Annotated in this window: 26 protein-coding genes and 1 other RNA gene; 13 read left to right on the top strand and 14 right to left on the bottom strand. The window is 59.7% G+C overall.

Going from position 1 to position 23,660, the window contains the following annotated elements; all coding sequences use genetic code 11:
- Nucleotides 1-73: 73 nt before the first annotated feature.
- On the bottom strand, nt 74-862 hold the full coding sequence (locus D1222_RS03135) for a GGDEF domain-containing protein (protein WP_182481852.1): 789 nt from the start codon (nt 860-862) through the stop codon (nt 74-76).
- 139 nt (nt 863-1,001) lie between these two features.
- Here D1222_RS03135 and D1222_RS03130 point away from each other — a divergent pair, with 139 nt between their 5' ends.
- Nucleotides 1,002-1,358, top strand: coding sequence for a RusA family crossover junction endodeoxyribonuclease (locus D1222_RS03130; RefSeq protein WP_119452769.1), 357 nt, complete (start codon nt 1,002-1,004; stop codon nt 1,356-1,358).
- Nucleotides 1,359-1,388: 30 nt separating this feature from the next.
- On the opposite strand, the gene D1222_RS03125 is transcribed toward D1222_RS03130, so the two are convergent.
- The 7 genes from D1222_RS03125 to D1222_RS03095 form a co-directional block, all read right to left on the bottom strand.
- The gene (locus tag D1222_RS03125; protein ID WP_119452768.1) at nt 1,389-1,838 is read right to left on the bottom strand and encodes an SET domain-containing protein; all 450 of its coding nucleotides are present in this window, start codon (nt 1,836-1,838) and stop codon (nt 1,389-1,391) included.
- A 150-nt stretch (nt 1,839-1,988) separates the two neighbouring features.
- A complete protein-coding gene (locus tag D1222_RS03120) occupies nt 1,989-2,444 on the bottom strand; it encodes a PaaI family thioesterase (protein WP_119452767.1) in 456 nt (151 codons plus the stop codon).
- Nucleotides 2,445-2,447: 3 nt separating this feature from the next.
- Nucleotides 2,448-2,948: an SspB family protein gene (locus D1222_RS03115; protein ID WP_119452766.1), complete on the bottom strand. Its 501-nt coding sequence runs from the start codon at nt 2,946-2,948 to the stop codon at nt 2,448-2,450.
- A 166-nt stretch (nt 2,949-3,114) separates the two neighbouring features.
- Nucleotides 3,115-3,315: a hypothetical protein gene (locus D1222_RS03110; protein ID WP_119452765.1), complete on the bottom strand. Its 201-nt coding sequence runs from the start codon at nt 3,313-3,315 to the stop codon at nt 3,115-3,117.
- Nucleotides 3,316-3,400: 85 nt separating this feature from the next.
- Nucleotides 3,401-3,757: a transfer-messenger RNA gene (gene ssrA / locus D1222_RS03105) on the bottom strand.
- Nucleotides 3,758-5,020, bottom strand: coding sequence for a vWA domain-containing protein (locus D1222_RS03100; RefSeq protein WP_119452764.1), 1,263 nt, complete (start codon nt 5,018-5,020; stop codon nt 3,758-3,760). It abuts the tmRNA gene before it with no gap.
- Between the two features lie 98 nt (nt 5,021-5,118).
- Nucleotides 5,119-6,570 carry a TadE/TadG family type IV pilus assembly protein gene (locus D1222_RS03095; RefSeq protein WP_119452763.1) on the bottom strand — a complete coding sequence of 484 codons (1,452 nt, stop codon included), beginning with the start codon at nt 6,568-6,570 and terminating at the stop codon, nt 5,119-5,121.
- 216 nt (nt 6,571-6,786) lie between these two features.
- On the opposite strand from D1222_RS03095, the gene D1222_RS03090 reads away from it, so the two are divergent.
- Nucleotides 6,787-7,581 carry a thymidylate synthase gene (locus tag D1222_RS03090; protein ID WP_119452762.1) on the top strand — a complete coding sequence of 265 codons (795 nt, stop codon included), beginning with the start codon at nt 6,787-6,789 and terminating at the stop codon, nt 7,579-7,581.
- 117 nt (nt 7,582-7,698) lie between these two features.
- On the opposite strand, the gene D1222_RS03085 is transcribed toward D1222_RS03090, so the two are convergent.
- Together D1222_RS03085 and D1222_RS03080 are read right to left on the bottom strand one after the other, a co-directional pair.
- Complete coding sequence (locus D1222_RS03085) at nt 7,699-8,484, bottom strand: SDR family oxidoreductase (RefSeq protein ID WP_119452761.1); 786 nt, start codon at nt 8,482-8,484, stop codon at nt 7,699-7,701.
- Nucleotides 8,485-8,559: 75 nt separating this feature from the next.
- Nucleotides 8,560-9,270 carry a VUT family protein gene (locus D1222_RS03080; protein WP_233348485.1) on the bottom strand — a complete coding sequence of 237 codons (711 nt, stop codon included), beginning with the start codon at nt 9,268-9,270 and terminating at the stop codon, nt 8,560-8,562.
- 116 nt (nt 9,271-9,386) lie between these two features.
- Here D1222_RS03080 and D1222_RS03075 point away from each other — a divergent pair, with 116 nt between their 5' ends.
- Together D1222_RS03075 and D1222_RS03070 are read left to right on the top strand one after the other, a co-directional pair.
- The gene (locus tag D1222_RS03075) at nt 9,387-9,938 is read left to right on the top strand and encodes a dihydrofolate reductase (RefSeq protein WP_182481851.1); all 552 of its coding nucleotides are present in this window, start codon (nt 9,387-9,389) and stop codon (nt 9,936-9,938) included.
- Between the two features lie 105 nt (nt 9,939-10,043).
- Nucleotides 10,044-10,952, top strand: a complete 909-nt coding sequence (locus D1222_RS03070) for an SMP-30/gluconolactonase/LRE family protein (RefSeq protein ID WP_119452759.1) — start codon at nt 10,044-10,046, stop codon at nt 10,950-10,952.
- A gap of 3 nt (nt 10,953-10,955) precedes the next feature.
- Here the strand turns inward: D1222_RS03070 and D1222_RS03065 are convergent, their stop codons facing one another.
- Nucleotides 10,956-11,300 (bottom strand): DUF3088 domain-containing protein, encoded by a 345-nt coding sequence (locus D1222_RS03065; protein ID WP_119452758.1) that lies wholly within the window; start codon nt 11,298-11,300, stop codon nt 10,956-10,958.
- Nucleotides 11,301-11,306: 6 nt separating this feature from the next.
- Complete coding sequence (locus D1222_RS03060) at nt 11,307-12,509, bottom strand: Mrp/NBP35 family ATP-binding protein (protein ID WP_119452757.1); 1,203 nt, start codon at nt 12,507-12,509, stop codon at nt 11,307-11,309.
- Between the two features lie 90 nt (nt 12,510-12,599).
- Between D1222_RS03060 and hflK the strand changes: the two genes are divergently transcribed.
- The 6 genes from hflK to D1222_RS03030 all read left to right on the top strand — a co-directional run bounded on the left by hflK (nt 12,600) and on the right by D1222_RS03030 (nt 17,777).
- Nucleotides 12,600-13,742, top strand: coding sequence for an FtsH protease activity modulator HflK (hflK, locus tag D1222_RS03055; protein WP_119452756.1), 1,143 nt, complete (start codon nt 12,600-12,602; stop codon nt 13,740-13,742).
- A 3-nt stretch (nt 13,743-13,745) separates the two neighbouring features.
- Nucleotides 13,746-14,642, top strand: coding sequence for a protease modulator HflC (gene hflC / locus D1222_RS03050; RefSeq protein WP_119452755.1), 897 nt, complete (start codon nt 13,746-13,748; stop codon nt 14,640-14,642).
- A gap of 39 nt (nt 14,643-14,681) precedes the next feature.
- Nucleotides 14,682-14,879 (top strand): DUF2065 domain-containing protein, encoded by a 198-nt coding sequence (locus D1222_RS03045; RefSeq protein ID WP_119452754.1) that lies wholly within the window; start codon nt 14,682-14,684, stop codon nt 14,877-14,879.
- 72 nt (nt 14,880-14,951) lie between these two features.
- Nucleotides 14,952-16,418, top strand: a complete 1,467-nt coding sequence (locus D1222_RS03040; protein ID WP_233348484.1) for a Do family serine endopeptidase — start codon at nt 14,952-14,954, stop codon at nt 16,416-16,418.
- Nucleotides 16,419-16,522: 104 nt separating this feature from the next.
- Nucleotides 16,523-16,912, top strand: coding sequence for a MarR family transcriptional regulator (locus D1222_RS03035; RefSeq protein WP_119452752.1), 390 nt, complete (start codon nt 16,523-16,525; stop codon nt 16,910-16,912).
- 70 nt (nt 16,913-16,982) lie between these two features.
- Nucleotides 16,983-17,777 carry a C40 family peptidase gene (locus D1222_RS03030; RefSeq protein ID WP_233348483.1) on the top strand — a complete coding sequence of 265 codons (795 nt, stop codon included), beginning with the start codon at nt 16,983-16,985 and terminating at the stop codon, nt 17,775-17,777.
- 11 nt (nt 17,778-17,788) lie between these two features.
- On the opposite strand, the gene D1222_RS03025 is transcribed toward D1222_RS03030, so the two are convergent.
- Nucleotides 17,789-18,607 carry a c-type cytochrome gene (locus D1222_RS03025; RefSeq protein ID WP_119452750.1) on the bottom strand — a complete coding sequence of 273 codons (819 nt, stop codon included), beginning with the start codon at nt 18,605-18,607 and terminating at the stop codon, nt 17,789-17,791.
- Nucleotides 18,608-18,843: 236 nt separating this feature from the next.
- Here D1222_RS03025 and D1222_RS03020 point away from each other — a divergent pair, with 236 nt between their 5' ends.
- Complete coding sequence (locus D1222_RS03020) at nt 18,844-19,695, top strand: prephenate dehydratase (protein ID WP_119452749.1); 852 nt, start codon at nt 18,844-18,846, stop codon at nt 19,693-19,695.
- Between the two features lie 15 nt (nt 19,696-19,710).
- On the opposite strand, the gene serB is transcribed toward D1222_RS03020, so the two are convergent.
- Nucleotides 19,711-20,640 carry a phosphoserine phosphatase SerB gene (gene serB, locus D1222_RS03015; protein WP_119452748.1) on the bottom strand — a complete coding sequence of 310 codons (930 nt, stop codon included), beginning with the start codon at nt 20,638-20,640 and terminating at the stop codon, nt 19,711-19,713.
- A 66-nt stretch (nt 20,641-20,706) separates the two neighbouring features.
- On the opposite strand from serB, the gene miaA reads away from it, so the two are divergent.
- Both miaA and D1222_RS03005 read left to right on the top strand, forming a co-directional pair.
- Nucleotides 20,707-21,621 (top strand): tRNA (adenosine(37)-N6)-dimethylallyltransferase MiaA, encoded by a 915-nt coding sequence (miaA, locus tag D1222_RS03010; protein WP_233348482.1) that lies wholly within the window; start codon nt 20,707-20,709, stop codon nt 21,619-21,621.
- A gap of 213 nt (nt 21,622-21,834) precedes the next feature.
- Nucleotides 21,835-23,622 (top strand): acetolactate synthase 3 large subunit, encoded by a 1,788-nt coding sequence (locus tag D1222_RS03005; RefSeq protein WP_119452746.1) that lies wholly within the window; start codon nt 21,835-21,837, stop codon nt 23,620-23,622.
- Nucleotides 23,623-23,660 lie beyond the last annotated feature (38 nt).

Genomic DNA, 23,660 nt, shown 5'->3' with positions numbered 1-23,660 from the left:
GCAACAAGCGTGCGACGGTCAGGACGAATAAGACTCAGAACACCTCATTGTGGTTTTCAGGTCACGTGAGCCGTCACACCCTACGTGCGAGAGCGATGACTTTGCGGCCCCCCGCGCCTGTGCAAACTGTGCGATTGCGTCCGTGCCGCTTGGCGTCATAGAGGGCGTGATCTGCTTCGCTGAGCGCGCTGTGGAGCGAGGAAGAGGCAGTGAACGAGGTCACACCAAAGCTTGCCGAAACAGATAATCCTGGCGCGATCGTCTTGAAGCTGGCCTCTTCGATTACGGTGCGAAGTCGCTCGGTGACCTTGCAGGCCTGATCGAGATTGACGCCGGTCAGCAAGATCGCAAACTCTTCGCCGCCCCAGCGGGCAAGCGCGTCGACCGGAAGACGCAGGACGTTGCTTGCCAGTCGGGAAACGGTCTTCAGCACCTCGTCGCCTGCCGCATGGCCGTAATTGTCGTTGATCGACTTGAATCGATCGAGGTCGAAAAGAACCAGCGCAGCGGCATCGCCTGTTCGGCCCATGCGTATGCGTTCTTTTTCCGCGACCCGCTCAAATGTTCGCCGGTTCATGAGCCCCGTTAGGGCGTCGGTCGCGGCGAGCGCCTGTAGCTTCTCCTGATGCGCGGCAATCTCAATCTCTCTCAAATAATGAACGAGACCGGCCGGAATGGCGATCGCGCACGAGATGAAGATGACCGTGGCAATGAACAGTGCGCCATTGTGGTTCAGGCCAAGCGCTACGGTGACCGATGCGCTGACTGTTGCGAGTGTGATCGCCGTGCCGCTGACCAGGATGGGGAGACGGGTCGGCTTTCTTTGCACGAAGTCAGACAGGAGAGACGCTAATCTACGCATGTGAAGCATATCGCACATTAAGGATGACGTTCTCTGACCCCATCCTGTGAAATTTCATATTTCATGCGCAAAACGAAATCATGGGCAGCGTGACCATAGATGCTGGTCCGTTCTGAAAGACCGTTCTAGGTGTGTGCCTATGGATGACTGGATCAAGTCTGGGAAAGTGCGCGCGCGCATCACTGATGAGGGCGCGCTCGAGGTGCGCTGCTTCGGCCTGACAACGCAGGCGAAATACTACAAGCCGCTACTGAAGGAGTTCTTTCGCAAGGACTTCACCCGGCTTCGCCCGGGGCATGGTGATTACGCGGTCCATATCGTCATGGAATATACAGGCGACCCGCCCTGGATGGACCTCGACAATCTGGCAAAGGCGCTGCTCGACAGCGTGTCAGGCAACGCCTTTGCAGATGACCATCAGGTTGCGCGCCTTCTTGTCGAGCGTCGGGTGGGCGAGCGGGAAGGCATATATATGCGTGTTGAGGCGATGGATTGAGGGGCCGCGCCTAGCGGCCCCTGATCGGTCCTAATTCGCAGCTTTCGCCGTATCGACGGCCATCAGGAAGTCAGCCGGAAGCTGGCGTCCAAGCGGGCTGATCGAAGCCATCATGTTCTCTGCCGTCGTGTCGAACTCGCGATAGTCGCAGGTAAGCTCCACACCAGCGGGGATGTCGAAGAGGGCATAGCCAGCGTCGATCGAGGAGAAGTCGGTGTTTGGCTGCTCGCTATGGTTCATGTAGCGGCCTTCATCGCCGTCCAGAATGCAGACCTGACGGTCGTAGGGCGGGATGTAAGTATAGCGCTTCAGAAAATCCGAAAGCCGCTCATCGGCGTCGCTGAAGCTGTCGAGCGAGATCATCCGGTCGACGCGTGGATCGAAACGCCAGATGAGTTGGCCACGCTTAATTGGCTCACGAGAAAAGACGCCGAGGCCTTCGATGTCAGAGGCAGCAAGATAGCAGGGGACCAGCATCATGGACTGGCAAGCTCCTGAAAGGCCGGGTCGCCGCCCGGAAACGGAATCAGGGTTTTGCCCGCGCTGGCGTCGCGCAACGCTGTAGATGCCCGCAGCGTGGAAATATTCAAGTTAAATTATAGAGGGGTCTTATCGGTGCGAGACGGAGAATCAGAACCGCTTGAACGGCCGGGGCGAAGCGGTCGCCGTTGCGGTCGCCACAAGCTTTCCATCCGGGTCAAAGCAGCTGGCTTCGGAGAAGCAGACCGACTTGCCGAATTTGAGTATCTTCGCCTCTACCTTTGCCGGGCCAACAAATAACGGGGCGAGATACGACACCTTCATTTCAAGCGTCGGCGCCGTCATCGTGACATTGGAGGCTATGATAATGTTGGTCGAAATCGCCTCGTCCAGCATGGCCGCGATGAAGCCGCCCTGGATAGCGCCTGTCGGGTTGGCAAAGCTTTTGTCTGCAGTGAAATTGACCACCACCCGCATCTCATCCTGATGGACCTCAGCGAGATCCATGCCGAGCGTGTCGGAGCAGGCAGGGCGCTTCTTCGAACTGCGGAAGCGCGCCAGCATGTCGGCGTCGCTGAGGCGCGGCTTTTCAGTCTGTTCGGACAAAATCTATTTCCGGCGGAAAGCGTCGATGCTTACGACCGTTGAGCCGTTCGCGTCACCAGATGCTTTCGGCGCCGGTTTCGGCGCCTCTTCTTCTGCCTCGACAGAAGCTTCACTGGCCGGGCTGATGATCTCAGGTTCGCCCTTGGTCATCTCTTTCTCGAAGGACAGGCCAAAGTTCACGGCTGGATCAACGAAGCGCGTCATTGCCGCATAAGGGATGGAGAGGTGCTGTGGCACACCGCTGAATTTCAGGATCAGCTCAAAGTGGCCATCATGCACTTCCAGATCCCAGAACTGGTGCTGAATGACAATGGTCATCTCATCGGGAAAACGTTCGATGAGATGGTCGGCCATCTTCACGCCGGGCGCTTTCGTGCGGAAGGTAATGTAGAAGTGGTGCTCACCGGGAGCGGCGCCGTTTGCGGCCGTCTGACGAAGTGTTTCACGTACCACGCCGCGCATGGCAGCCTGGGTCAGTGCTTCATAGCCGATATAGTCCGTCATCGAATAATCCTCCCGAGAGGTCCCGGTTGTACCGGGAACAGCCGCCGGTTCAACATGCTTCATCCATGAGGCGAAGCGCAAAGCAGCGTTTCGCCCATACTCTCGATGACGATTGCGTCACAAACGAGGCAGTATGTGATGTGTTGAACCGGCAAGCGCGGCAGTATTAACCGCTCGGTTTGCCTTCGGTGGCGGGCGTTTCGTCCTTGCGGCGCGTATTGGTAACGGCGGTGATCAGGCCGAGACCGCCGAGAATGACTGCGCCGATGGCAACCCATTGACCGGGCACGCCAAGGGCAACTGCAGCCCAGATCAGCCCGCCCAGAAAGATGATGAAACCGATAGTATAAATCGCGAATGAAGACATCTGTTCTCTCCTTTAGATGAGAGGCAAACGCGGCTTGGCAGGCTCTCGTTCCAAATATGGGGACTGGATGCATTTTCGGGGATGAGGTGGAGGCTTCTGTTGCCAGGCGCCTCCGGGCCCCGCCTAAGGCGCTGAAGCCCTAGGAGTTAAGTTCGGTAAACCGAGCGCAGACTAGGCTGCGAGCAGTTCGCCTTCAGCAAAGTTGTCATTTGCAACTATTGTTGAGTGAGCTTCTAACGGAGCTCATCCGGGCGAAGGCATCGTCTTTACACGTCCGTCGATCCTGTTTCGCCCCCAAAGCCGTCCCGCTGAAGGAAGGGAATTTGGTGGAGGCGCCGGGTACCGCCCCCGGGTCCGAACCGCTTATTGCACGCGCGTTTATCGCCATAGTCCCCGAAGGAACGAGTTGAATATAGGCCGCACATCGCACCGATGAAAGGGGTCAGAGTGTGATCCGCAGGTCAGAAATTGAACTCGCGATGGACTGGTAGGCATCCTGAAGCTGTTGACCGTTCTCTGGCCGGAAGAAAAATTCCGAGCCGCTGGAGCAATATTGAAGCACTTCGCGGCCTGCCTCGGGGGCCTGGAAAGCCACTGAATAGATGCGGATGCCGGCGGCCTTGGCCTGATCGCAGAGCTGTTTGGCCTGCCAGGTGGAGTTACCATTCGAGCTGTCACCGACCGTGTTGAAGGCCCCATCTGTCATCAGGATAAGGGCTTTGGCGCTGTCTGGCTCATCATAGGCGAGGGGGGCGGCGCTTTCGGGGAAGACCGCGCTCCACGCTGGTGAAATCATGTACCAGCCCCAGGCGACGCCGAGATGGCCCGCTGTATTCCCTTCAGCGCCGAGCGCGGTGATGTAGTCATAGAGAGGCTGGCGCGAACTTGTCAGGGCAAGCGGCTCCGCGTCGCCGCAATCGTCGCGGCGATAGACATCCGCCTTCACGATGTACTGACCGGGGCCGGGTGCCGCATCTGTAAAGGCCTGGCTGCCTTCACGCTCAAACACACAGGTTGAGTAGTAGTAATAAGTGTACCAGCGCCCATTGTAGTAATAATTCACGCTCTGGGAGCTGGAGCTGCCCGTTGCCGCTTCAAAATAATCGCCCGCATTGAAGGCGCCATTATAGGCGACCATGGATATGCGGATGTCATCTTCGTGGCCGGGCTTGGGGTCTTCGACGAGCAATGTGTCGACGGCGTCGCGCGCAGCGATTTTGAGGTCGGCAATGCGCTGTCCGTCCATCGAGCCTGAGACATCGAATACGAAGGACACGTCGACCTTGCCGATGCCATAGGTCGTCGCCGTTTCAACGTCGAACTCGAATGTGTCGATGTCGGCAATCTTGGCGAGGAATGTGTCCATGGTGCAGCTGGTGGTCGCCTCCACATCGGTATCGTCGATGACGACGGCCGGGAGGGTGCAGGTCAGCGGGAAGGGGCCATTGGAAATCAGCGCGGTGAAATAGGTGCGTACGGTCTGCTGCACCTCAAGCTTCGTTGCGCCGTCCTGATAGGCGCGGGTGCCTGCAATGACAGCGGAATCGATGCTGCTTTGCGCCTTTGACTTGTTCGTTGTCAGCACCTGGAAGTCGACAGCGAAGCCCGCGATCAGCGCGATCGGGAACAGCGATAGCGCAAACAGGATGGCCATCTGACCATCGCTGTTTCGCTTGAAGCTGGGGTTCCAGATCTTGCCGCACATGGAAATGAGTCTGGACCAGCAGGGCTTTCGGGAGGCTTCAATTACATCTGGAAATTGAAACCCGCCCGGCAGGCCGCGATTAACCTTGCGTCCTGGTGTTAGCTCTTGATGCGAAGGTCCGAGATCGAGGTCGCGATCGACTGATAGCTTGCGCGAAGTTCGGCGCCATTTGAGGCCTTGAAGGCATGCTCCCCGCTCGACGCGCAGTAGTTGAGGACGTCTTCACCAGCAGGAGGTGCCTGGAAGGCGATCGTGAAGATTACGACGTTTTCTTCCTTGATGCTGTCGCAGAGCGCGCGGGCCTGTTCGGTCGAGTTACCCTGTCCGCCATAGAACTGCGAATTGAACTCACCATCCGTCATGATGATCATGGCCTTGGTGGTGTCAGGTTCGTCATAGGAAAGCGGTTCGGCGCTATTGTCGAAAACGTCTGACCATTCCGGCGAGATCAGATACCAGCCCCATGCAATGCCCTGATGACCGGCTGTACCGCCATTGGCGTAGAGGCTCTGGATGTAGAGCTGGATCTGCGTGGCATTATCGCTGAGCTCGAACGGCTTCACGCTCAGGCAGTCGTCGCCGACCACATTCCACGAATTGTAGTACGAATTATACTCCGCATAAGCTGTCGAGAGATATCCGTCAGAGTTCGTGCCGTCGGTGGTCGCCCTGCGCTGGCCGGCTGGAAGCGTGTCGATCAGATCAGGCGTGGACCGCTGGGTCGGTTGGTGATCATCAAATCGGAAATCGCCATCGCGTTCGTAGACACAGGTGGAGTTCACGGATTTTGTCGCTGTCATCTGGCGGTCGACATTACGGCACTGGTTCAGCCAGCTGAGGCAGTACCGGCCGATCGCGAACCGGCAGACCCACTCGCACTCCTCGGTCTGTCCGGTGTAAGTGGCGGTGTAGGTACGATTCTTGGTAAGGCCGGTCACTTCTTCAAAGTACTGACCCGCGTCGATCATGCCGTTATAGGCGACCATTGCGATCCGCACATCACCATCGCTTGAGGACCCCGGCAGCGGCAGCAGAGTTGTTGCCGCATCGGCTGCAGCCAGCTTCAGCGCGGCCAGTCGTCCATGCGAATTCATCGATCCGGAGATGTCGAAGACGAAGGCAACGTCGAGCTTGCCAACGCCATAAGTCGCGGTGGACGACACATTGAACTCAAGCTGCGAGCGCCCGACGATGCCGCTCATCGCGGTGTCCTGGAAGCAGCGTACGTCTCCCTGGATTTCTTCTTCAGCAGGGAAGGTAATAACGACCGGATCGCAGTTCAGGCCGGCGTTGTTCGCAACGAGCGAATTGAAATAGGTTTCGGCGTGTGTGCGCCCTTCATCCGTCGAGTTTGAAGCCTGCAGCATTCTGGCGCCTGCCAGAACCGCAGAGTCGAGGGAGTGCTGCACCCGCCCTTTCTTGCTGGACGTGACCTGCGTGTCGAGCGTCAGTCCGACAACAGCGAGGATAGGCAGGAGTGCAAAGGCCCAGATCACTGCGACATTGCCGCGCTTGTTCTTGAGCAGATGTGTCAGTCGGGTGGTCAGCATGGGCTTTCATCCGGGTAGAAGCGGTTCATTCGATCAGAGCTTCTACAAGCGGGGTATTAGGATGCCGCTTCGCCGACCTCGTTCTTTTGACTGGGGCAAGTAAGGTTGCGTTAATATCCTCCGCATGCCCGGTGCGTGCTGTGGGGCAGGCCCGGTCGGCCGGAAAAGTGCGCCGGGCCTCTGGACTCACGTGAGCGAGTCGTCATTGCTACGCCCATGCGCCAGTATCATGACCTGCTTAACGATGTTCTGGAGAACGGTGTCGCACGCGGTGACCGCACCGGCACGGGCACGATCGGTGTGTTCGGGCGCCAGCTCCGTTTCGACCTGGAAAACAGTTTCCCGTTGCTGACGACGAAGAAGCTGCATCTGCGCTCCATCATCATTGAGCTGCTCTGGTTCTTGAAGGGCGATACCAATATCAAGTACCTCAAGGATAATGGGGTCTCGATCTGGGATGAATGGGCTGACGAGAATGGAGATCTCGGCCCCGTCTATGGCAAGCAATGGCGCTCATGGGCCGCACCTGATGGCCGGACGATCGACCAGATCGAATGGGTGCTGAACGAGATCAAGACCAACCCGAATTCACGTCGGCTGGTCGTGTCTGCCTGGAACCCGGCAGATGTGAACGAGATGGCACTGCCGCCGTGTCACTGCCTGTTCCAGTTCAACGTTATGGACGGTAAGCTGAACTGCCAGCTCTATCAGCGCTCGGCTGACATCTTCCTCGGCGTGCCGTTCAATATCGCCTCTTATGCGCTGCTGACCATGATGATGGCGCGCGCGACCGGCCTCAAAGCCGGTGAGTTTGTCCACACGCTTGGCGATGCGCATCTTTATTCAAACCATATCGAGCAGGCCAAGCTGCAGCTGACGCGAGAGCCCTATGCGCCGCCGAAGATGGTCCTGAACCCCGACAAGACTGACCTGTTCGGCTGGGAGTATGAGGATTTCGAGCTGGTGGGCTATCAGGCGCACAAGCATATCAAGGCGCCTGTCGCCGTCTGATTTCATTTAAGGGATCGTCAGCCCGCTCGTCCTTCGACTTCGCTCAGGATGAGCGTGCTGATGAACGCCCTCATCCTGAGCGAAGTCGAAGGACGAGGGCGTAAAGCGGTTCAGAACTTATCTCGGCGCCATGCGGATTGCGCCGTCGAGACGGAAATTATGGCCGTTGAGATAGGTGTTGCGGGCGATCTCGACCGCGAGAGAGCCGAACTCGTCCGGATTGCCGAGGCGTTTCGGGAACGGCACGGAGGCGGCGAGGCTGTTCAGCACCTTGTCCGGTGCGCCCAGCATCAGCGGCGTCGCGAAGATGCCCGGCATGATCGAGTTCACGCGCACGCCTGCATCCATCATGTCGCGCGCCATTGGCAGGACGAGACCGTTCACGCCAGCTTTACAAGAGCCATAGATGACCTGGCCGATCTGCGCGTCCTGGGCGGCAACCGAGGCCGTCAGCGTGATCGAGCCGCGCTCGCCATCATCATTGAGCGGCTCGGCATTGGCCATGCCTTCAGCAGACATGGATGCAATGCGATAGGATGAGACGAGAATACCCTGCGCGCCGCGGTCATACTGGTCGGTCGGCGTGCGCTTGTACTTCATTGTCTCCTTGTCGAAGGCCAGCGTCTTGCCCCTGCCAGAGGTCATGGCGCAATGAACGGTGATCCGCTCCTGGCCGTGCGCCTCGCGTGCCTTCGCAAAGCCGGCCTCGCAGGAGGCTTCGTCCAGGATGTTCACATTGCAGAAGATACCGCCAATGGCTTTGGCGACTTCCTCGCCTTTTTCTTCCTGAATGTCGAAGATGGCGACTTTCACGCCTTGCGCGGCGAGCGCCTCTGCGGTTGCGCGTCCCAGGCCGGATGCGCCGCCGGTCACCACTGCGGGTGTGTTGCTGCCAAGTTTCATGAGGACCTCCCTTTGGTCTGACTGTTCTGATCAAACCATAACGAAGCAGAAGGCGGTGAAAACACTGTCGTGAGGTCAGGCCCCGGCAGGCTTGCTCTCTGGTGTGAAACCGTCATCGTCATACGGGTCGATCAGGCCCTGCTTCTCACGCTGGCGGATATAGTAGGAGATGACGGCCGCGCCGGACATCTTGCCGATGATGAAGACGATCCAGTTGGCGAGATGGAGCATATTGCCGGGCTCATCGCCGAGCTGCATCTGGCGGGCAAGGTCTGCGCCATAAAGGAAGATGGTCGTATCGACTGGCGCCGCCACTGCGCTGGAGACAAGGATCCGGGTCGACAGGCGATACTTCGTGAAGGTGAAGATCAGCCAGTCAGTGATTTCGGATATTGCAAAAGCGATGCCCGAGGCGAGCGCGATCACGGGCCACGCATAGAAGAATGACCAGGCGATGGCGAGCGCCATCACGATAAGAACCTTGTGGCCCATGCGGCGCTGGACGAAATCTCGGAAAACGAAGACGAGGCCGGTGACCACAGTCAGAGGATGAAGCTCTATGCCCCGCGCGAAGGTTTCGCCCGGCGTCGCAATCGTGATGCTGTCGACCATGCCAAAGGACCAGTTCAGGAACGGAATCGTCGCAAAGTACACAAACGCCCAGAAGCGGCCATTCGCGAGCCAGATCACTGCAGATGTCAGAACGAGGCCGAGAAAAACCGGAAATAGTAATGACGGTTGCGAATTGGTCAGTGCCGCGACGATGCCGTCCCAGAAAGTCATCATGAAAAACAGCAGCTCCTTGAGCAGGGCCGGCATTGAAGGTTTATCGAGTCCGCGTAATGACGGCCCGCCGGTGCGCAGAGGCGTCGCAAGACACGCCAGCTTTTGAGAGGTAACTTATGCCCATCTCACAGAATGTGAAGCTTGCCTTGATCGTGGCGCGTGACCGAAAAGGCGCCATCGGCAAGGATGGGACACTTCCATGGTCGCTGCCCGACGATCTTCAGCTTTTCAAGAAGGTCACGCTCGGCAAGCCAATCATAATGGGCCGCAAGACGTGGGAAAGTCTGCCGCGCAAACCGCTGCCCGGACGTCAGAACATCGTCCTGACGCGTCACTGGGACTATGCGGCGCCTGAAGCCCGGGTCTATTCCAACATGAATGCTGCAACCGCTGCAGCGCGTGCGATGGCGCAAAAGGCCGGTGTGGACGAGGTTTTTGTGATCGGCGGGCAAAGCTTGTTTGAAAAAGCCATGCCTCTGGCAGACAGGCTCTACATCACCGAGGTCGACGCTGACGTCGATGGCGATGTTTTCTTTTCAGCGGACGGGATCAGCAATTTCACTGCGGTCAGCGAGACCGCTTTCCCGGCTGATGATCGCAACCAGTATGCTTTCACACACCGCATCTATGAGCGTGCGGCTGACGAAGTGGTCCGCCGAGGCAAGTAGGCGCGGGCCCTAGCTGAAAATCCGAACTTCCGCGACGAGTCCGCTTGCAGCGTTCGGCGCCCCCCGGCACTGTCTGACGAAGAGACAAGATACGGGAGAAGCGCCATGGAATATGAAGTGATCGCAGAGGGACTCCGGTTTCCGGAAGGCCCGGTCGTGATGTCTGACGGCTCGGTTATCGTCGTCGAGATCGAGAGCAAACAGATCACGCGCTGCTGGCCAGACGGTAAGAGAGAGACCGTCGCAGAGCCGGGGGGCGGGCCGAACGGCCTCGCGATCGGGCCTGATGGCAAGCTCTGGTGCACGAATAATGGCGGCTTCATCTATCATGAGCGCGACGGGCTGCTGATCCCGGGTCATTGTCCGCCGGACTATTCTGGCGGCCGGATCGAGCGCATCGCTCTTGAGACCGGCAAGGTCGAGGTCGTTGCAACCGAATGCGAAGGTCGCCCGCTCAAGGGGCCGAACGATCTCGTCATCGACAAGGCGGGCAATCTCTATTTCACCGACCTCGGCAAATCATATCCGACCCACCGCGATACGGGCGGGCTCTATTTCCTCGCTTCCGGGTCCGATAAGGTTCAGGAGCTAGACTACAACCACATCTCGCCCAACGGTATTGGCCTCTCACCCGATGAGCAGACAGTTTACTTCGCTGACACGATGTCAGCGCGTGTCTGGGCCTATGACCTTGAGAGCCCGGGCGTTGCGAAACAGGCGACGCCGTTTTCGAAGGGGCGGGTCGTCGCTGGCATGCCGGACCTTCGCTACTTTGACAGCCTCGCCATCTCGGCCGCTGGCAATGTCTGCGTCGCGACCATTTTGCAGGGGGGCATCACGACAGTGAAGCCAGACGGCAATCATTCTCACATTGCCTTCCCAGACCCGTTTGTCACGAACATCGCCTTTGGCGGGGAAGACATGAGAGATGCCTACATCACGCTTTCAGGCACCGGGCAGCTGATCAAGTGTCGCTGGCCAGAGGCGGGGCTGAAGCTGAACTTCAACGCTTGAGGCCTATGGATGCGCCCGCGGGAATCCATGCCGGTCAGAGAGCGCAGCCAGAATGTCATCGCGAACATTGATGAATGCGCGGCCCTGATAAGTCCCGGTCTGGTGCGGTGAAGACGTTCCTTCCTCAAGCAAAAGCATGGGAAGCGACTGGTTCTCTTCTCCGACGACGGCCACCACGTCCTTGCGGGGACGCGGCCAGTCGACCCGCCGTACATCCAGCTTTGCAGCAAGCTCCGGGAAGGATGCGAGTACGCCTTCAACCATTGCGCATGGCGGGCAATAGAAAGTCTCACCGGGATAGGCTGGATCCTCGCCAGGTGTGAGCAGGTACAGAATATCCTTCGGCACGACTAGTCAGTCCTCAAAGATGATTTTCGGCGGGGCTTTTGTCTGGAGATTGTCCAGGTTGAGCGCGACAGACCGCGACAGCTCGTGAAAAAGTTTCGCTGACGGGCCGTCACCCGTTGCGGCTGGTTTGCCGCTATCGCCGCCTTCGCGAATTTCGTTGAGGATGGGCAGCTGCCCAAGCAGCGGCAGGCCGAGCGCGTCGGCGATTGTCTTGCCGCCGCCTTCGCCCATGATGTGGTGACGATTGCCTGCAGGGTCTTCGAACCAGCTCATCGTCTCGACGACGCCAAGGACGGGTACTGCCGTCTTGGCGAACATGGCCGCGCCCCGGCGAACATCGGCTAGGGCGACTTCCTGCGGCGTGGTGACGAGCACGGCCGCTGTGACGGGCACTTTCTGGGCGATGGCAAGCTGCGCGTCGCCGGTGCCGGGTGGGGTGTCGATGATGAGGAGATCGAGCGGGTCCCTTGGTGTGCCCCAGGCCGCATCGTTCAGCATTTGCGTAATGGCCGACATCACGATTGGGCCGCGCCAGATCATCGGGGCGTCCGGGTCTGAGAGATAGCCGATGGAGAGCGAATGGATGCCATGCGCCTCAACCGGGATGAGCTTGCCTGCTGCGTCCGTCTCAGGCGAAGCATCGCCAGTGCCGAGCATGGTCGGCGCGCTCGGCCCGTAGATATCGGCGTCGAGCAGGCCGGTCTTGAGGCCGAGCTTTGCGAAGGCGGCGGCAAGGTTCACCGCCACTGTGGATTTGCCAACGCCGCCCTTGGCACTCGCTACGACGAGAATGCGAGAAATGCCGGGGATGCGGTCCGTTGTCGACTGGCCGGGCTGTCCCTGAGTGATCGCTTCATCAGACAGGCGAGCACCTTTCGACACCCGGCGCTGACCGGGCTTGGGAGCGCTTTGCGTCGGGGAGGGGTGAGCATGCGCGGCAGGCGCAGCTGCTTGCGGCGCGCTGCCGGCCGGGCGTTCCGCCGTCAGCATGGCGCGGACTTCGGTGACATCAGCCACATTCATGGCGCGGGCCTCTGCCTCGATACGGCGCGCTTCGGAGCTCTCAAGGTCGCCGGGGTCGCCTTCGAGGATCAGGGTTACACGCCCACCATCCTGTACCCGGACGCCCTGAAGCCATTCCGGCGTGCCGAGGGCAGCGCGGACTCGCTCTTCGAGACTGCCAGATTGTCGCTGTTTACGCCGAAACATGCGGGCTACTCCTTGATGCACGCGATCTGGGGTGCACATATTCTCTCAACGCCTATATGGCCATAGACGGACAGTCGTGAAGGAGGGGCGATGCCCTGGAATGATAATAAGGACGGAGAGGGTTCGTCCAAAGGCAACAGCCCATGGGGTTCCCAGGGCAAGAAGTCTGATTCGCCCTGGTCCCGCCCCGGCGGTTCTGGCGGTGGCAACGGGTCTGGAGGCGGCGGCGGTAACAATCGCCCCGACCTGGAAGAACAAATGCGCCGCATGCAGGAACGGTTCCGCCGCGGACGCGGTGGCAATGGCGGCGGTGGACGTCGCGGCGGCGGTCAGAGTTTCGGCCCGTTTGGTTTCCTCGTCCTTGGTTTTGTCGCGCTTCTGGCCTGGCTCTTCTCCGGCGTCGTTGTCGTAGACGAAGGCGAGACGGCTGCTGTCTTCCGTTTTGGCCAGTGGCAGAAGAATTTCGGTCCGGGCCTCCACGTTCACCTGCCAACGCCGATCGAGACGCATGAAATCATGCCGTCGCAGCAACAGCAGGTCACCCAGATCGGTGCCAATGAAGACGAGAGCCTCATGCTGACCGGCGACGAGAACATCGTCGAAGTCCAGTACCGCGTCTTCTGGTATTACGATCAGGAAGATCCGGAAAACTTCATCCTGAACGTCGAAAACGGCGAAGAGCTTGTGAAAGCCGCCGCGGAAAGCGTCATGCGCGAAGTGGTCGGCAAGTCGAACCTCGACGATGTCATCACGACGGGCCGTAATGAGCTGCAGACGCAGGTGCGCGACCAGCTTCAGGCGCTGCTTCAGGACTACCGCGCCGGTGCGCAGATCCTGAACGTTGAGATTCAGGAAGCGCAGGCTCCGGCCGAAGTGCGGGCTGCGTTTATTGACGTGGTCAATGCCGGTCAGGACGCAGAGCGCGCCGTGCAGGACGCCAACCGCTATGCGAACGACATCATTCCGCGTGCACGTGGTGAAGCCCAACAGATCCTGCAGGACGCCGAAGCCTATCGTGACCAGGTGATTGCGGACGCGACCGGTCAGGCCAATCGCTTCACGCAGATCCTGACAGAGTATCAGCAGGCGCCGCAGGTGACCCGCGAGCGCATGTATCTTGAAACGATGGAGCGCGTTCTCAATCGCAGCGACAAGCTCATCCTCGATAATGACGCTGGTGCAGTGCCTTATCTGCCGCTCGACAGCGTCAATCGCAGAAATTCGGAGAACTAGGCCATGAAATCGATCGGTATCCTCGGGATCGTCGCGGCCGTCCTGGCAGCAATTGTCCTGTTCAATTCCTTCTTCATCGTCGACCAGCGCAAGCAGGCGCTTCTCCTGCAGGTTGGCCGCGCCGTTGAAGCCTATAATGAGCCTGGCTCTGATGAGGCGGGCCTCAAGCTGAAAATTCCGTTGCTGCAGAATGTCGTCATGTACGACCGCCGCAATCTCGGCCTCAATGTCGAAGGTATCGAGGCATATGCGTCGAACCAGGAGCAGCTCATCGTTGATGCGTTTGTGCGCTGGCAGATTTCTGATCCGCTGGCTTTCTATCAGCGCCTCAACAATGAACGCGATGCGCGCAGCCAGCTCAGCAACTTCACCAATGCGGCAATCCGTAACGCGCTGGCGTCGCGCCTGCCGGAGGAAATCATTTCTGGTCAACGCTCTGAGCTGATGGATGAGATCCGCCAGAGCCTTGCGGGCAACATCGCCGGCCGGGGCATCGAAATCATCGATGTCCGAATTCGCCGCGCTGACCTGCCTGACGATGTGTCCGAACGCGTCTTCCAGCGCATGGAGGCGACACGTGGCCAGGAAGCTGAAGAGATCCGCGCACAAGGTGACGAACGTGCACAGCTTGTCCGCGCGACAGCGGAACGTGAGCGTACAGTGCTTCTGGCAGAAGCGCGCCAGCAGGCTGAAGAAATCCGCGGTGAGGGCGATGCCCGCCGGAACGAAATCTACGCCAACGCCTATGAGCGTGACGCAGAATTCTTCCGCTTCTACCGCTCTCTGATCGCCTGTGAGCAGGCCTTCACCGAAGGCACCCGCATCGTCGTCGGACCAAACCAGCTTGGACTTTGTAATGACTTCATCGACCAGGCCCGCCAGAGCGGCTCACGCCGCTAACGCGCTCGCCTGTCCGTCAGCATATCAACGGGACCTGCCATGAGTTGGCAGGTCCTTATTGCTGCGGTGGGGTTATGGTTCGCGCTGGAGGGCATTCTCTATGCCGCAGCGCCAGAGACGATGCGGCGGATGGCAGCCTGGCTGTCGGCCTTGCCGCTGGACGCGGTTCGCAGCGGCGGCATCTGGTCTGCGATACTGGGCCTGATCCTGTTCTATTGCGCGGTGCGGTTTGGATGACGCGTTGCGTTCTGCCTGCGAACGGCCATAGTTCAGAAATAACAAGAATGCGTGTGTGATGGAGTACAGAGTATGAGACGTTTTGCGATGTCGGCCCTTGTCGGGCTTGCTGGCGCAGCCTTGCTGGCGGGTCCAGCAGGTGCGCAGCGATCGCAAGGCGGGGATCGTGGCTCTCTCTCCGACACTGTCAGCGTCATCGACCAGCAGCGCGCGCCGGACTCTTTCTCGGCGCTTGCGCGCCGCCTGATGCCATCGGTCGTCAATATCACGACAAGCCAGACCGTCGCGCCAAATGGCATGCCGGAATTCCCGGACGGATCTCCGCTCGAGCGGTTCAACGAGTTCTTTGGCCGTGACCCTGAAGGCTTCCGGCGCGAAGGCTCGCTTGGGTCCGGTTTTGTCGTGTCGGCTGATGGTGTCATCATCACCAATAATCACGTCATCGAGAATGCCGACGAGATCAACGTTATCTTCGCCTCTGGCCGCACGCTGCAGGCAGAGCTGATAGGCACCGATGTCGAGACAGATATCGCTGTCCTCAAAGTCGAGAGCGATGCGCCGCTGCCCTTCGTTGAGTTTGCCGACAGCGACGCAGCAGAAGTCGGCGACTGGGTCATGGCCATCGGTAACCCGTTTGGCTTTGGTGGCTCGGTGTCGGCCGGCATCATCTCGGCGCGCAACCGCGACATCCAGTCGGGTCGCTATGACGATTTCATCCAGACCGATGCTGCCATCAACCGCGGCAATTCGGGCGGTCCGCTCTTCAATCTGAACGGTGAAGTCGTAGGCGTGAATACCGCCATCATTTCGCCAACCGGCGGGTCGGTTGGTCTCGGTTTCTCTATCCCCGCCAATCTGGTCGAGCAGGTCTCTGCGCAGATCATCGAGTATGGGAAGCCGCGTCGCGGCTGGTTCGGTGTGAACGTGCAAGGTATCGATGAAGGCCTTGCGGACGCTTATGGCCTCGACGGCGCGGATGGCGTGATCATCACAAACATTGATGATGAAGGGCCGGCCGGGTCAGCCGATTTTGAAGTCGGTGATCTGCTTCTCACCTTTGATGGCAAGATGATCGAGAATGTGCGCGGTCTCACGCGCATCGTGGCTGAGACCGAGATCGGAAAACGTGTGCGCGTAGATCTGATCCGCGACAGAAAGCGTCGCACCGTGACGTTCGAAGTCGGCGAGCTTGCCTCCAATAATGAGTCCGAGACGCGCGAGCCACTGCCGGAGAATGCGCTGGCGCAGAACCCGATTGGTGCCGAGTTGAAGAACGTCGATGACGATGCACGGCGCCGCTATGGCATCGCACGCGGCGTTGATGGTGTTCTGGTAAACTCTGTTGCGGCCAACGGGCCAAGCTTTGGCAAACTGCGCAAGGGCGACGTCATCACGGAGATGGGCTTCAAGCGCGTTGCTGACCTTGAGGACGCATATGACGCGCTGTCGCCTGCCAATGCGCCGCCCGGTGCGCCATTGCTTCTGCGCGTAAACCGGTCTGGTCAGAACATGTTCTTCACCATCGACACAGAACGTTAAGACGCGTTCGCGACTATCGCGGTCACCTTGCTTTACGGCGCCCGCAAATCACACTCCTATGGAGTTGGAGGGGGTGTCGATCAGTTGGTCAGGAGCGTTACTGCATGGCGATGAGCGAAAGAGAAGCCCTCAATCTGTGGCGCCGTGCGTTGTCCTCCTATGTCCGCACCTCTGACGGCGACCTGACCGCACGCCAGCAGGCCATCCTTATGACTGTCGCACTCTCAGCCGGACCGCATACGATCCGCGGTCTTGCGACGGACCTTGAATTGGCCAAACCCGCCGTCACCCGGGCGGTCGATGCCCTTGAGAAGCTGGGCTTTGTACGCCGGCGCCGCGATGATCATGACCTTCGCAGCGTCATCATTGAACGCACCGTCGATGGCATGACCTGGCTTCGTGATTTTGCCGAACTTGTCATCGCTGCGGAGGCCGGTGAAGAGCGCAAGTCGCCAGCTGGTGCTAAACCACTGGACAAGGATGTCGCGGCCTGATTGAGGTGGCGCTGTGCCTGATTTTTCTGATCCAAGATTGACGCCGCCGCGACGCGGCCGAGGCCTGCGCATGCAGGTGTCGGCGGGTGTCGCGGCGCTGCGCGATGCTCCGCGGCCAGACGCCGAGATGGTGACGCAAGCGCTGCATGGCGAGACCATGACCGTGTTCAACGAGAGCGGTGAGTTCGGCCTCGTCCAGATGGAGCGCGATCGCTATGTTGGCTGGACGCTCATGGATGCGTTGTCCGCGCCCGTGTCAGAGCCGACCCACCGCGTCAGCGCCTTGCGCACCTATGCATACTCGCAGCCTCATCTGAAGTCGGCGCCATTCGGGCTGATCTCCATGGGGAGTGCCGTTACAGTTACCGGCGAGGAAAACGGGTTTTTCAAGACGTCCAGAGGCGGTTGGCTGACGGCAGGGCACGTGCAACCTTTGGGAACCTATCTTGATGACCCAGCGGATATTGCGCTTCGCTATCTTCACACGCCTTATCTCTGGGGCGGGTGTGAGAGCCTTGGACTTGATTGTACCGGTCTGACGCGGGCGGCCTTCCATGCTTGCGGTGTGACCCTGCCGCGCGACAGCGACATGCAGTTCGCCTGGAGCGGTGAGGCCGTTGCCGACTGGAACGCGCCGGGCGCTCTCAAGCGCAACGATCTTGTGTTCTGGAAGGGGCATGTCGGCATCATGCTTGACGACAAGACGTTGCTGCACGCGAACGGCCATCACATGGCGGTGGCGAAAGAGCCTCTCTTGATGGCCATTCCCCGGATCGCAAAAGAATACGGCGAGCCCAAAGGAGCCCGCCGTATCGATATTTCCAAAGAGAGAGAGCGGACGCCAGACTGGCTGACGGCCAAGTAGGCTTGTAGAGCCTACTCTTCGGTTTCGCCCTCGACGTCGCCTTCCGGTGCCAGCTCGACTTCGCTGACATTGCCTTCAGCTTCGGAGTCCTGGTCGTCAACGACGTCCTGGGTCTCAATCTCGCCGGTGGCTTCAGTCGGTGCGTCTTCGACCGTCTCAGCGTCCAGAGTTGCGTCAACCGCTTCGCCGTCTGTAGTTTCGCCCTCTGCAGGTGCTTCACCTTCAGCGCCTTCTTCCTCTTCAGGAAGTGGCTCCGGGAATGCCGGGGCGCCCGGGGTGTTCTGTGCAAGGTAGGCGATCACGTCAGCGCGCTCATCGTCACGGCGAAGACCTGCGAAGGCCATCGAGGTGCCACGGATATAAGAGGACGGGTTCTCGAGCCATGAGTCGATATTCTCATAGTTCCAGACTTCGCCCGACGTGGCTTGCATCGCGGAAGAGTATCCAAAGCTCGCGACGTGGGCGTGGCTTGCGCCGATAACGCCGTGAAGGTTGGGGCCGGTGCCGTTAGCGCCGCCCTGATCGATCGTGTGACAGGTCGAGCACTTTGCCTTGAATGCACGCTCACCGGAAGCTGGGTCAGCCGCGGCGAGAAGGGCGCCGAGGTCATAAACTTCCTCCTCAGCCGCGCCAGCGCCGCCGGTTTCGGCGATTTCGGTATAGTAGGCAAAACGGCTTTGCGCCCATTCATTCAGGCTGTGTTCTTCTTCGCCATGATGGCCGCCTTCACCAGACGAGAAGACCATGCCGGACAGCGTCTGCAGGCCCATCACGACGAGCACAACAGCGAGAAGTGCACCAAATACCTTGTTCCAGAAGAGATCGCCCATCGGGATCGTCCTTGTATCTTTGCCAGTCTTTGCGCGCCTTCTGGCACGCTATCGAGTCGCTGGCAATATAACGGGATGTGTTGCGGGATGCGTAGGTAAATACAGCGGCGAATAGGCGCAGGTACTCTGCCAGCCGGCCAGGTCGCCACGCGGCAGGACTTGCAAATTGCCTGCGCCTCCCGCATGGCAGGCCGCTCTTTCTGACAAGAGTTGGGAATCTGGACGAGGAACAGGCAATGGACACGCGGCAAGGGCGAATAGCCTATCAGGGCGAACCGGGCGCAAACTCCCACATCGCTTGCAACGAAACCTATCCCGGCATGGAGCCGGTGGCCTGCAAGACCTTTGAGGACGTGCTGTCGCTGGTCGAGCGCGGTGACGCCGACCTCGCCATGATCCCGGTCGAGAACACGATTGCCGGGCGGGTCGGTGACATTCACCACCTGCTGCCGGGCACGACGCTGCATATCATTGCCGAGCATTTCATGCCCATCCGGTTCCAGCTTATGGCTCTGCCAGGTGTGGAGCTGTCAGAGGTGAAGCAGGCGCATTCCCACATCATGGCGCTGGGTCAGTGCCGAGCCTTCATGCGCGAACACGGGATCGAACCCATAGTCGCTGCAGATACAGCCGGCGCGGCGCGCATTGTGAAGGAGCTGGGTGAGCGGACCACGGCGGCGATCGCGCCCGAGCTTGCGGCGGAGGTCTATGGCCTCAACATTCTCGCCCGCGACATCGAAGACGCTGAGCACAATACGACGCGCTTCGTCATCATGGCGCCAGAGCCGCTGGAGCATGAGGATGTTGGCGAGGATGCGGTGACATCGTTCCTTTTCCAGGTCCGCAACATTCCGGCTGCGCTCTACAAGGCGATGGGCGGGTTCGCGACCAATGGTGTGAACATGACCAAGCTTGAGAGCTACCAGATCGATGGCTCGTTCACGGCAACGCAGTTCTATGCCGAGATTGAAGGCCACCCCGATGAGCGCCGCGTGCAACTGGCGCTCGAAGAACTCGGCTTCTTCTCCACCTCGCTGAAGATCATGGGCGTGTTTCCGGCCAGCGCTGCGCGCTACGCAAACCGCTAGGGTCGGCGCCTCGCCCTAGTGCTTCCAGACGATCTCGCTGTCGGTGTAGCCCTGAAAATAGAGGGCAGCGGTCAGATCCGTGACGGCAATGCTGCAATCTGAGGCGGCGGCGACCACCGGCTTTGCGCGATAGGCTATGCCGAGGCCTGCAGCCTCAATCATGGCGAGGTCATTCGCGCCATCACCCATGGCAAGCGCGTCAGACACCGAAAGGTCCAGTGCGGCGGCCTGCTCATTCAGCGCGGCGAGCTTTGCCTCACGCCCAAGGATCGGCTCGGCAACATTGCCGGTCAGCGCATTGCCATCATCGAGCAGCGTGTTGCCGCGATGTGTATCGAAACCGGCAGCCTCGCCGATACGCGAGGTGAAGTAGGTGAAGCCACCAGAGACGAGCATGGCGTGCGCGCCATCGGCTTTCATGGTCGCCACCAGTGTCTTCGCACCCGGCATCAGCGTGATGCGCTCACGGTAGCATTGGTCCAGCTTCGACAGGTCGAGCCCGGCCAGCTTGCCGACGCGTTCACGCAGTGCGCCTTCGAACTCAAGCTCGCCGCGCATGGCCCGCTCGGTGATCGCTGAAATCTCTGCCTTCAGGCCGGCAAAGTCTGCCAGCTCATCGAGGCATTCCTGCTGGATGATGGTTGAGTCCATGTCGCAGATCAGCAGCTTTTTGCGCCGTTCTTTCGTGCTCGAGACGCAGATATCGGCGTCGCCCTTGAAGGCGACCTCCAACGCGTCGCGCACTTTCTGCGCGTCTGCGAAATTTCCTGCCTGCTCGACCGCTGTAAATTCGCCTTCACCGCTCAGCATGCGGACGGGTGCCTTTTCGCCCTGATCAGCCGCTGCCAACGCCTTTTCCAGCCTGTCGCCAATCTGCTGCAAGCTCTTGTCGGCGCGGGCGACAACAACCGCGACATGACTAAAATCCGTGGTTTTTCTGTCCATAGGCGCGGTCCTTACTTAACGTTCACGTCCAAAGTCCTTACGTCTAAACGCATGAAACCCGCTATCTTGATCCATGGACCGACTGCAAGTGGAAAAACGGCGCTCTCCATCGCTGTTGCCCGCAAGTATGATGGCGAGATCGTCAATGCCGATTCGATGCAGGTTTATGATCGTCTGAATGTGATTTCGGCGCGTCCGACAGAAGAAGAGATGGAAGGTGTTCCCCATCATCTGTTCGGGCACGTGCCGGTGGCAACCCGTTATTCGACCGGCGAATGGCTCGAGCAGGCGCGTACCGTTATCGAAGACATACAGAAACGCGGCAAGACGGCTGTCGTGGTCGGCGGGACGGGGCTGTACCTTCTTTCGCTGATTGAAGGGCTGTCGGACATTCCGCCCGTTCCCGAAGACGTGCGCCATGAAGTGCTGGAGATTGCCAAGACGGACGGGCTGCGCGGTCTCAAGATTCGCCTTCAGGTGGTCGACCCCGATGCGGCGACGCGCATCGACGACAATGACCGCCAGCGCCTGACCCGCGCGTATGAGGTGTGGCTCGCGACGGGCCGTTCGCTCACCAGCTTTCAGAACAACAAGACCAATGCCGTCCTCAACCCGGATGAGTGGCTGGGCGTAGCCCTGACACCGCCGCGCGCAAAGCTCTATGCGCGGATCGACCGCCGGTTCGAAGGCATGCTTATGGAAGGCGCCATGGAAGAGGCGAGGGAGCTGGACCGTCTCGGCCTCAGCCCGGAGCTGCCTGCCATGAAGGCGCATGGCATGCCTTGGCTGACAGCCTTCATTCGCGGTGAAATCGATTCTGCGACAGCCGCTGAAAATGCAAAGCGCGATACGCGCCGTTATGCCAAGCGCCAGTTCACCTGGATCGGCCGGCAGTTCCCGTTCTGGCCGCGTATTCCCTCCACGGAAATCGCGACGCGCATTAGGGTGATTTCTGCCCTCTATAGAGAGGTTGACCGCTAGGCTGAGGCACGTTATTGCGGCATTACCAATTTAAGGAAACAGTTTTGCGCAATCAGGACGTCGTCGTACTTATCAGCCCGTGACCGGCATCATCAGATGTCGGCGCGGGTGCGCATGGAAGGGTCTCCAAGGAGGCCCTTTTCTTTTGCGCCCCGGGCAGAGCAGGTAGGATCGACCAGAGAGAACGCAGGAAAGGCAGACAGGAACAGGTATATGGACACGCACACACTCAGCGACCAGACCCAGTCTTCCCTTGATGGGGCGCGTATGACCGGCGCCGAAATGGTGATCACCGCGCTCCGGGAGCAGGGCGTCGACACCATGTTCGGCTATCCGGGCGGTGCTGTCCTGCCGATCTACGATGCGCTTTATTCCGAGCCGTCCATCCAGCACATTCTTGTGCGCCATGAGCAGGGCGCGGGCCACGCCGCCGAAGGCTATGCCCGCTCGACTGGCAAGTGCGGTGTTGCGCTGGCAACGTCCGGCCCGGGCGCCACGAACATGGTCACGCCGATCACCGACGCGATGATGGATTCCATCCCGATGGTGGTCATCACGGGCCAGGTGCCGACCCACCTCATCGGCACGGATGCCTTCCAGGAATGCGATACGGTTGGCATTACGCGCTGCTGCGCCAAGCACAACTATCTCGTCACCGATGTGGATGACCTTGCCCGCACCCTGCATGAGGCTTTTCTTATCGCCACATCCGGCCGACCCGGCCCTGTCGTGATCGACATTCCGAAAGATGTGCAGTTTGCGACCGGCACCTATGTCGGCAAGGCAGGCGTCTACAAGCCGACCTACCAGCCGAAGACCGAACCGTCCGAACATGCCATTCGCGACGCGCTCGACATGATGGCGACCGCTCGGCGGCCCGTCTTGTATACCGGCGGCGGCGTCATCAATTCCGGCACCGAAGCGTCAAAGCTGCTGCGAGAGCTTCAGGCGGCAACAGGCTTTCCGGTCACCTCCACGCTGATGGGCCTTGGCGCGTTCCCGGCGAGCCATGAGGACTGGCTGGGCATGGTCGGAATGCACGGCGCCTATGAGGCCAACAATGCCATGCATGACTGCGATCTGATGATCTGCGTCGGTGCGCGGTTCGATGACCGGGTGACCGGCAAGATTTCGGCCTTCTCGCCAGGCTCCAGAAAGGTCCACATCGACATCGACCCGTCCTCGATCAACAAGATCATCCGCGTGGATGTGCCGATCATCGCAGACAGTAAGGCGGCGCTGAAAGCGCTGCTCGAGGGCTGGAAGGCCCGCCGTCTGCCAAAGCCTGACCTCTCCGACTGGAAAGAGCAGATCGAAAAATGGCGCGCGGTGGACTGTTTTGCCTATCCGGAAAATGATGGCGCGATCCGCCCGCAATATGCAGTCGAGCGGCTGTATGAGCTCACCAAGGACCGCGACACCTATATCTCGACCGAAGTTGGCCAGCACCAGATGTGGGCCGCCCAGCACTATCATTTCGAGGAGCCGAACCGCTGGATGACGTCAGGTGGCCTCGGCACGATGGGCTATGGCCTGCCAGCGGCCGTGGGCATCCAGGCGGCGCACCGCGATAGCCTCGTCATCGATATTGCGGGCGAAGCCTCGGTCCAGATGGTGATGCAGGAGGTTTCGACCGCTGTGCAGCACAAGCTGCCGATCAAGGTCTTCATCCTCAACAATGAATGGATGGGCATGGTGCGCCAGTGGCAGGAATTGCTGCATGGGGAGCGCTATTCGCACTCATACTCTGAAAGCCTGCCGGACTTTGTGAAACTGGCCGAAGCCTACGGCGCGCACGGTATCCGGTGTGACGACCCAGCAGAGCTCGATGCGAAGATCATGGAAATGATCGACCATGACGGGCCGGTGATCTTTGATTGCATGGTGGAGAAGGCGGAAAACTGCCTGCCCATGATCCCGTCGGGCGCGCCGCACAATGAAATGATCCTCGGCAAGATCTCCGGCGATGAGATCGACGAAGCCGGCCGGAAGATGGTTTGAGGCGATGAAGATTTTAGCATCCGGTTGCACATGCTTCG

Origin of the sequence: Henriciella algicola (genome assembly GCF_003576245.1) — a bacterium.
Lineage (GTDB): Bacteria > Pseudomonadota > Alphaproteobacteria > Caulobacterales > Hyphomonadaceae > Henriciella > Henriciella algicola.
Note: the sequence above shows the minus strand (reverse complement) of the source record. Positions and strands in the feature narration are given on the sequence as shown.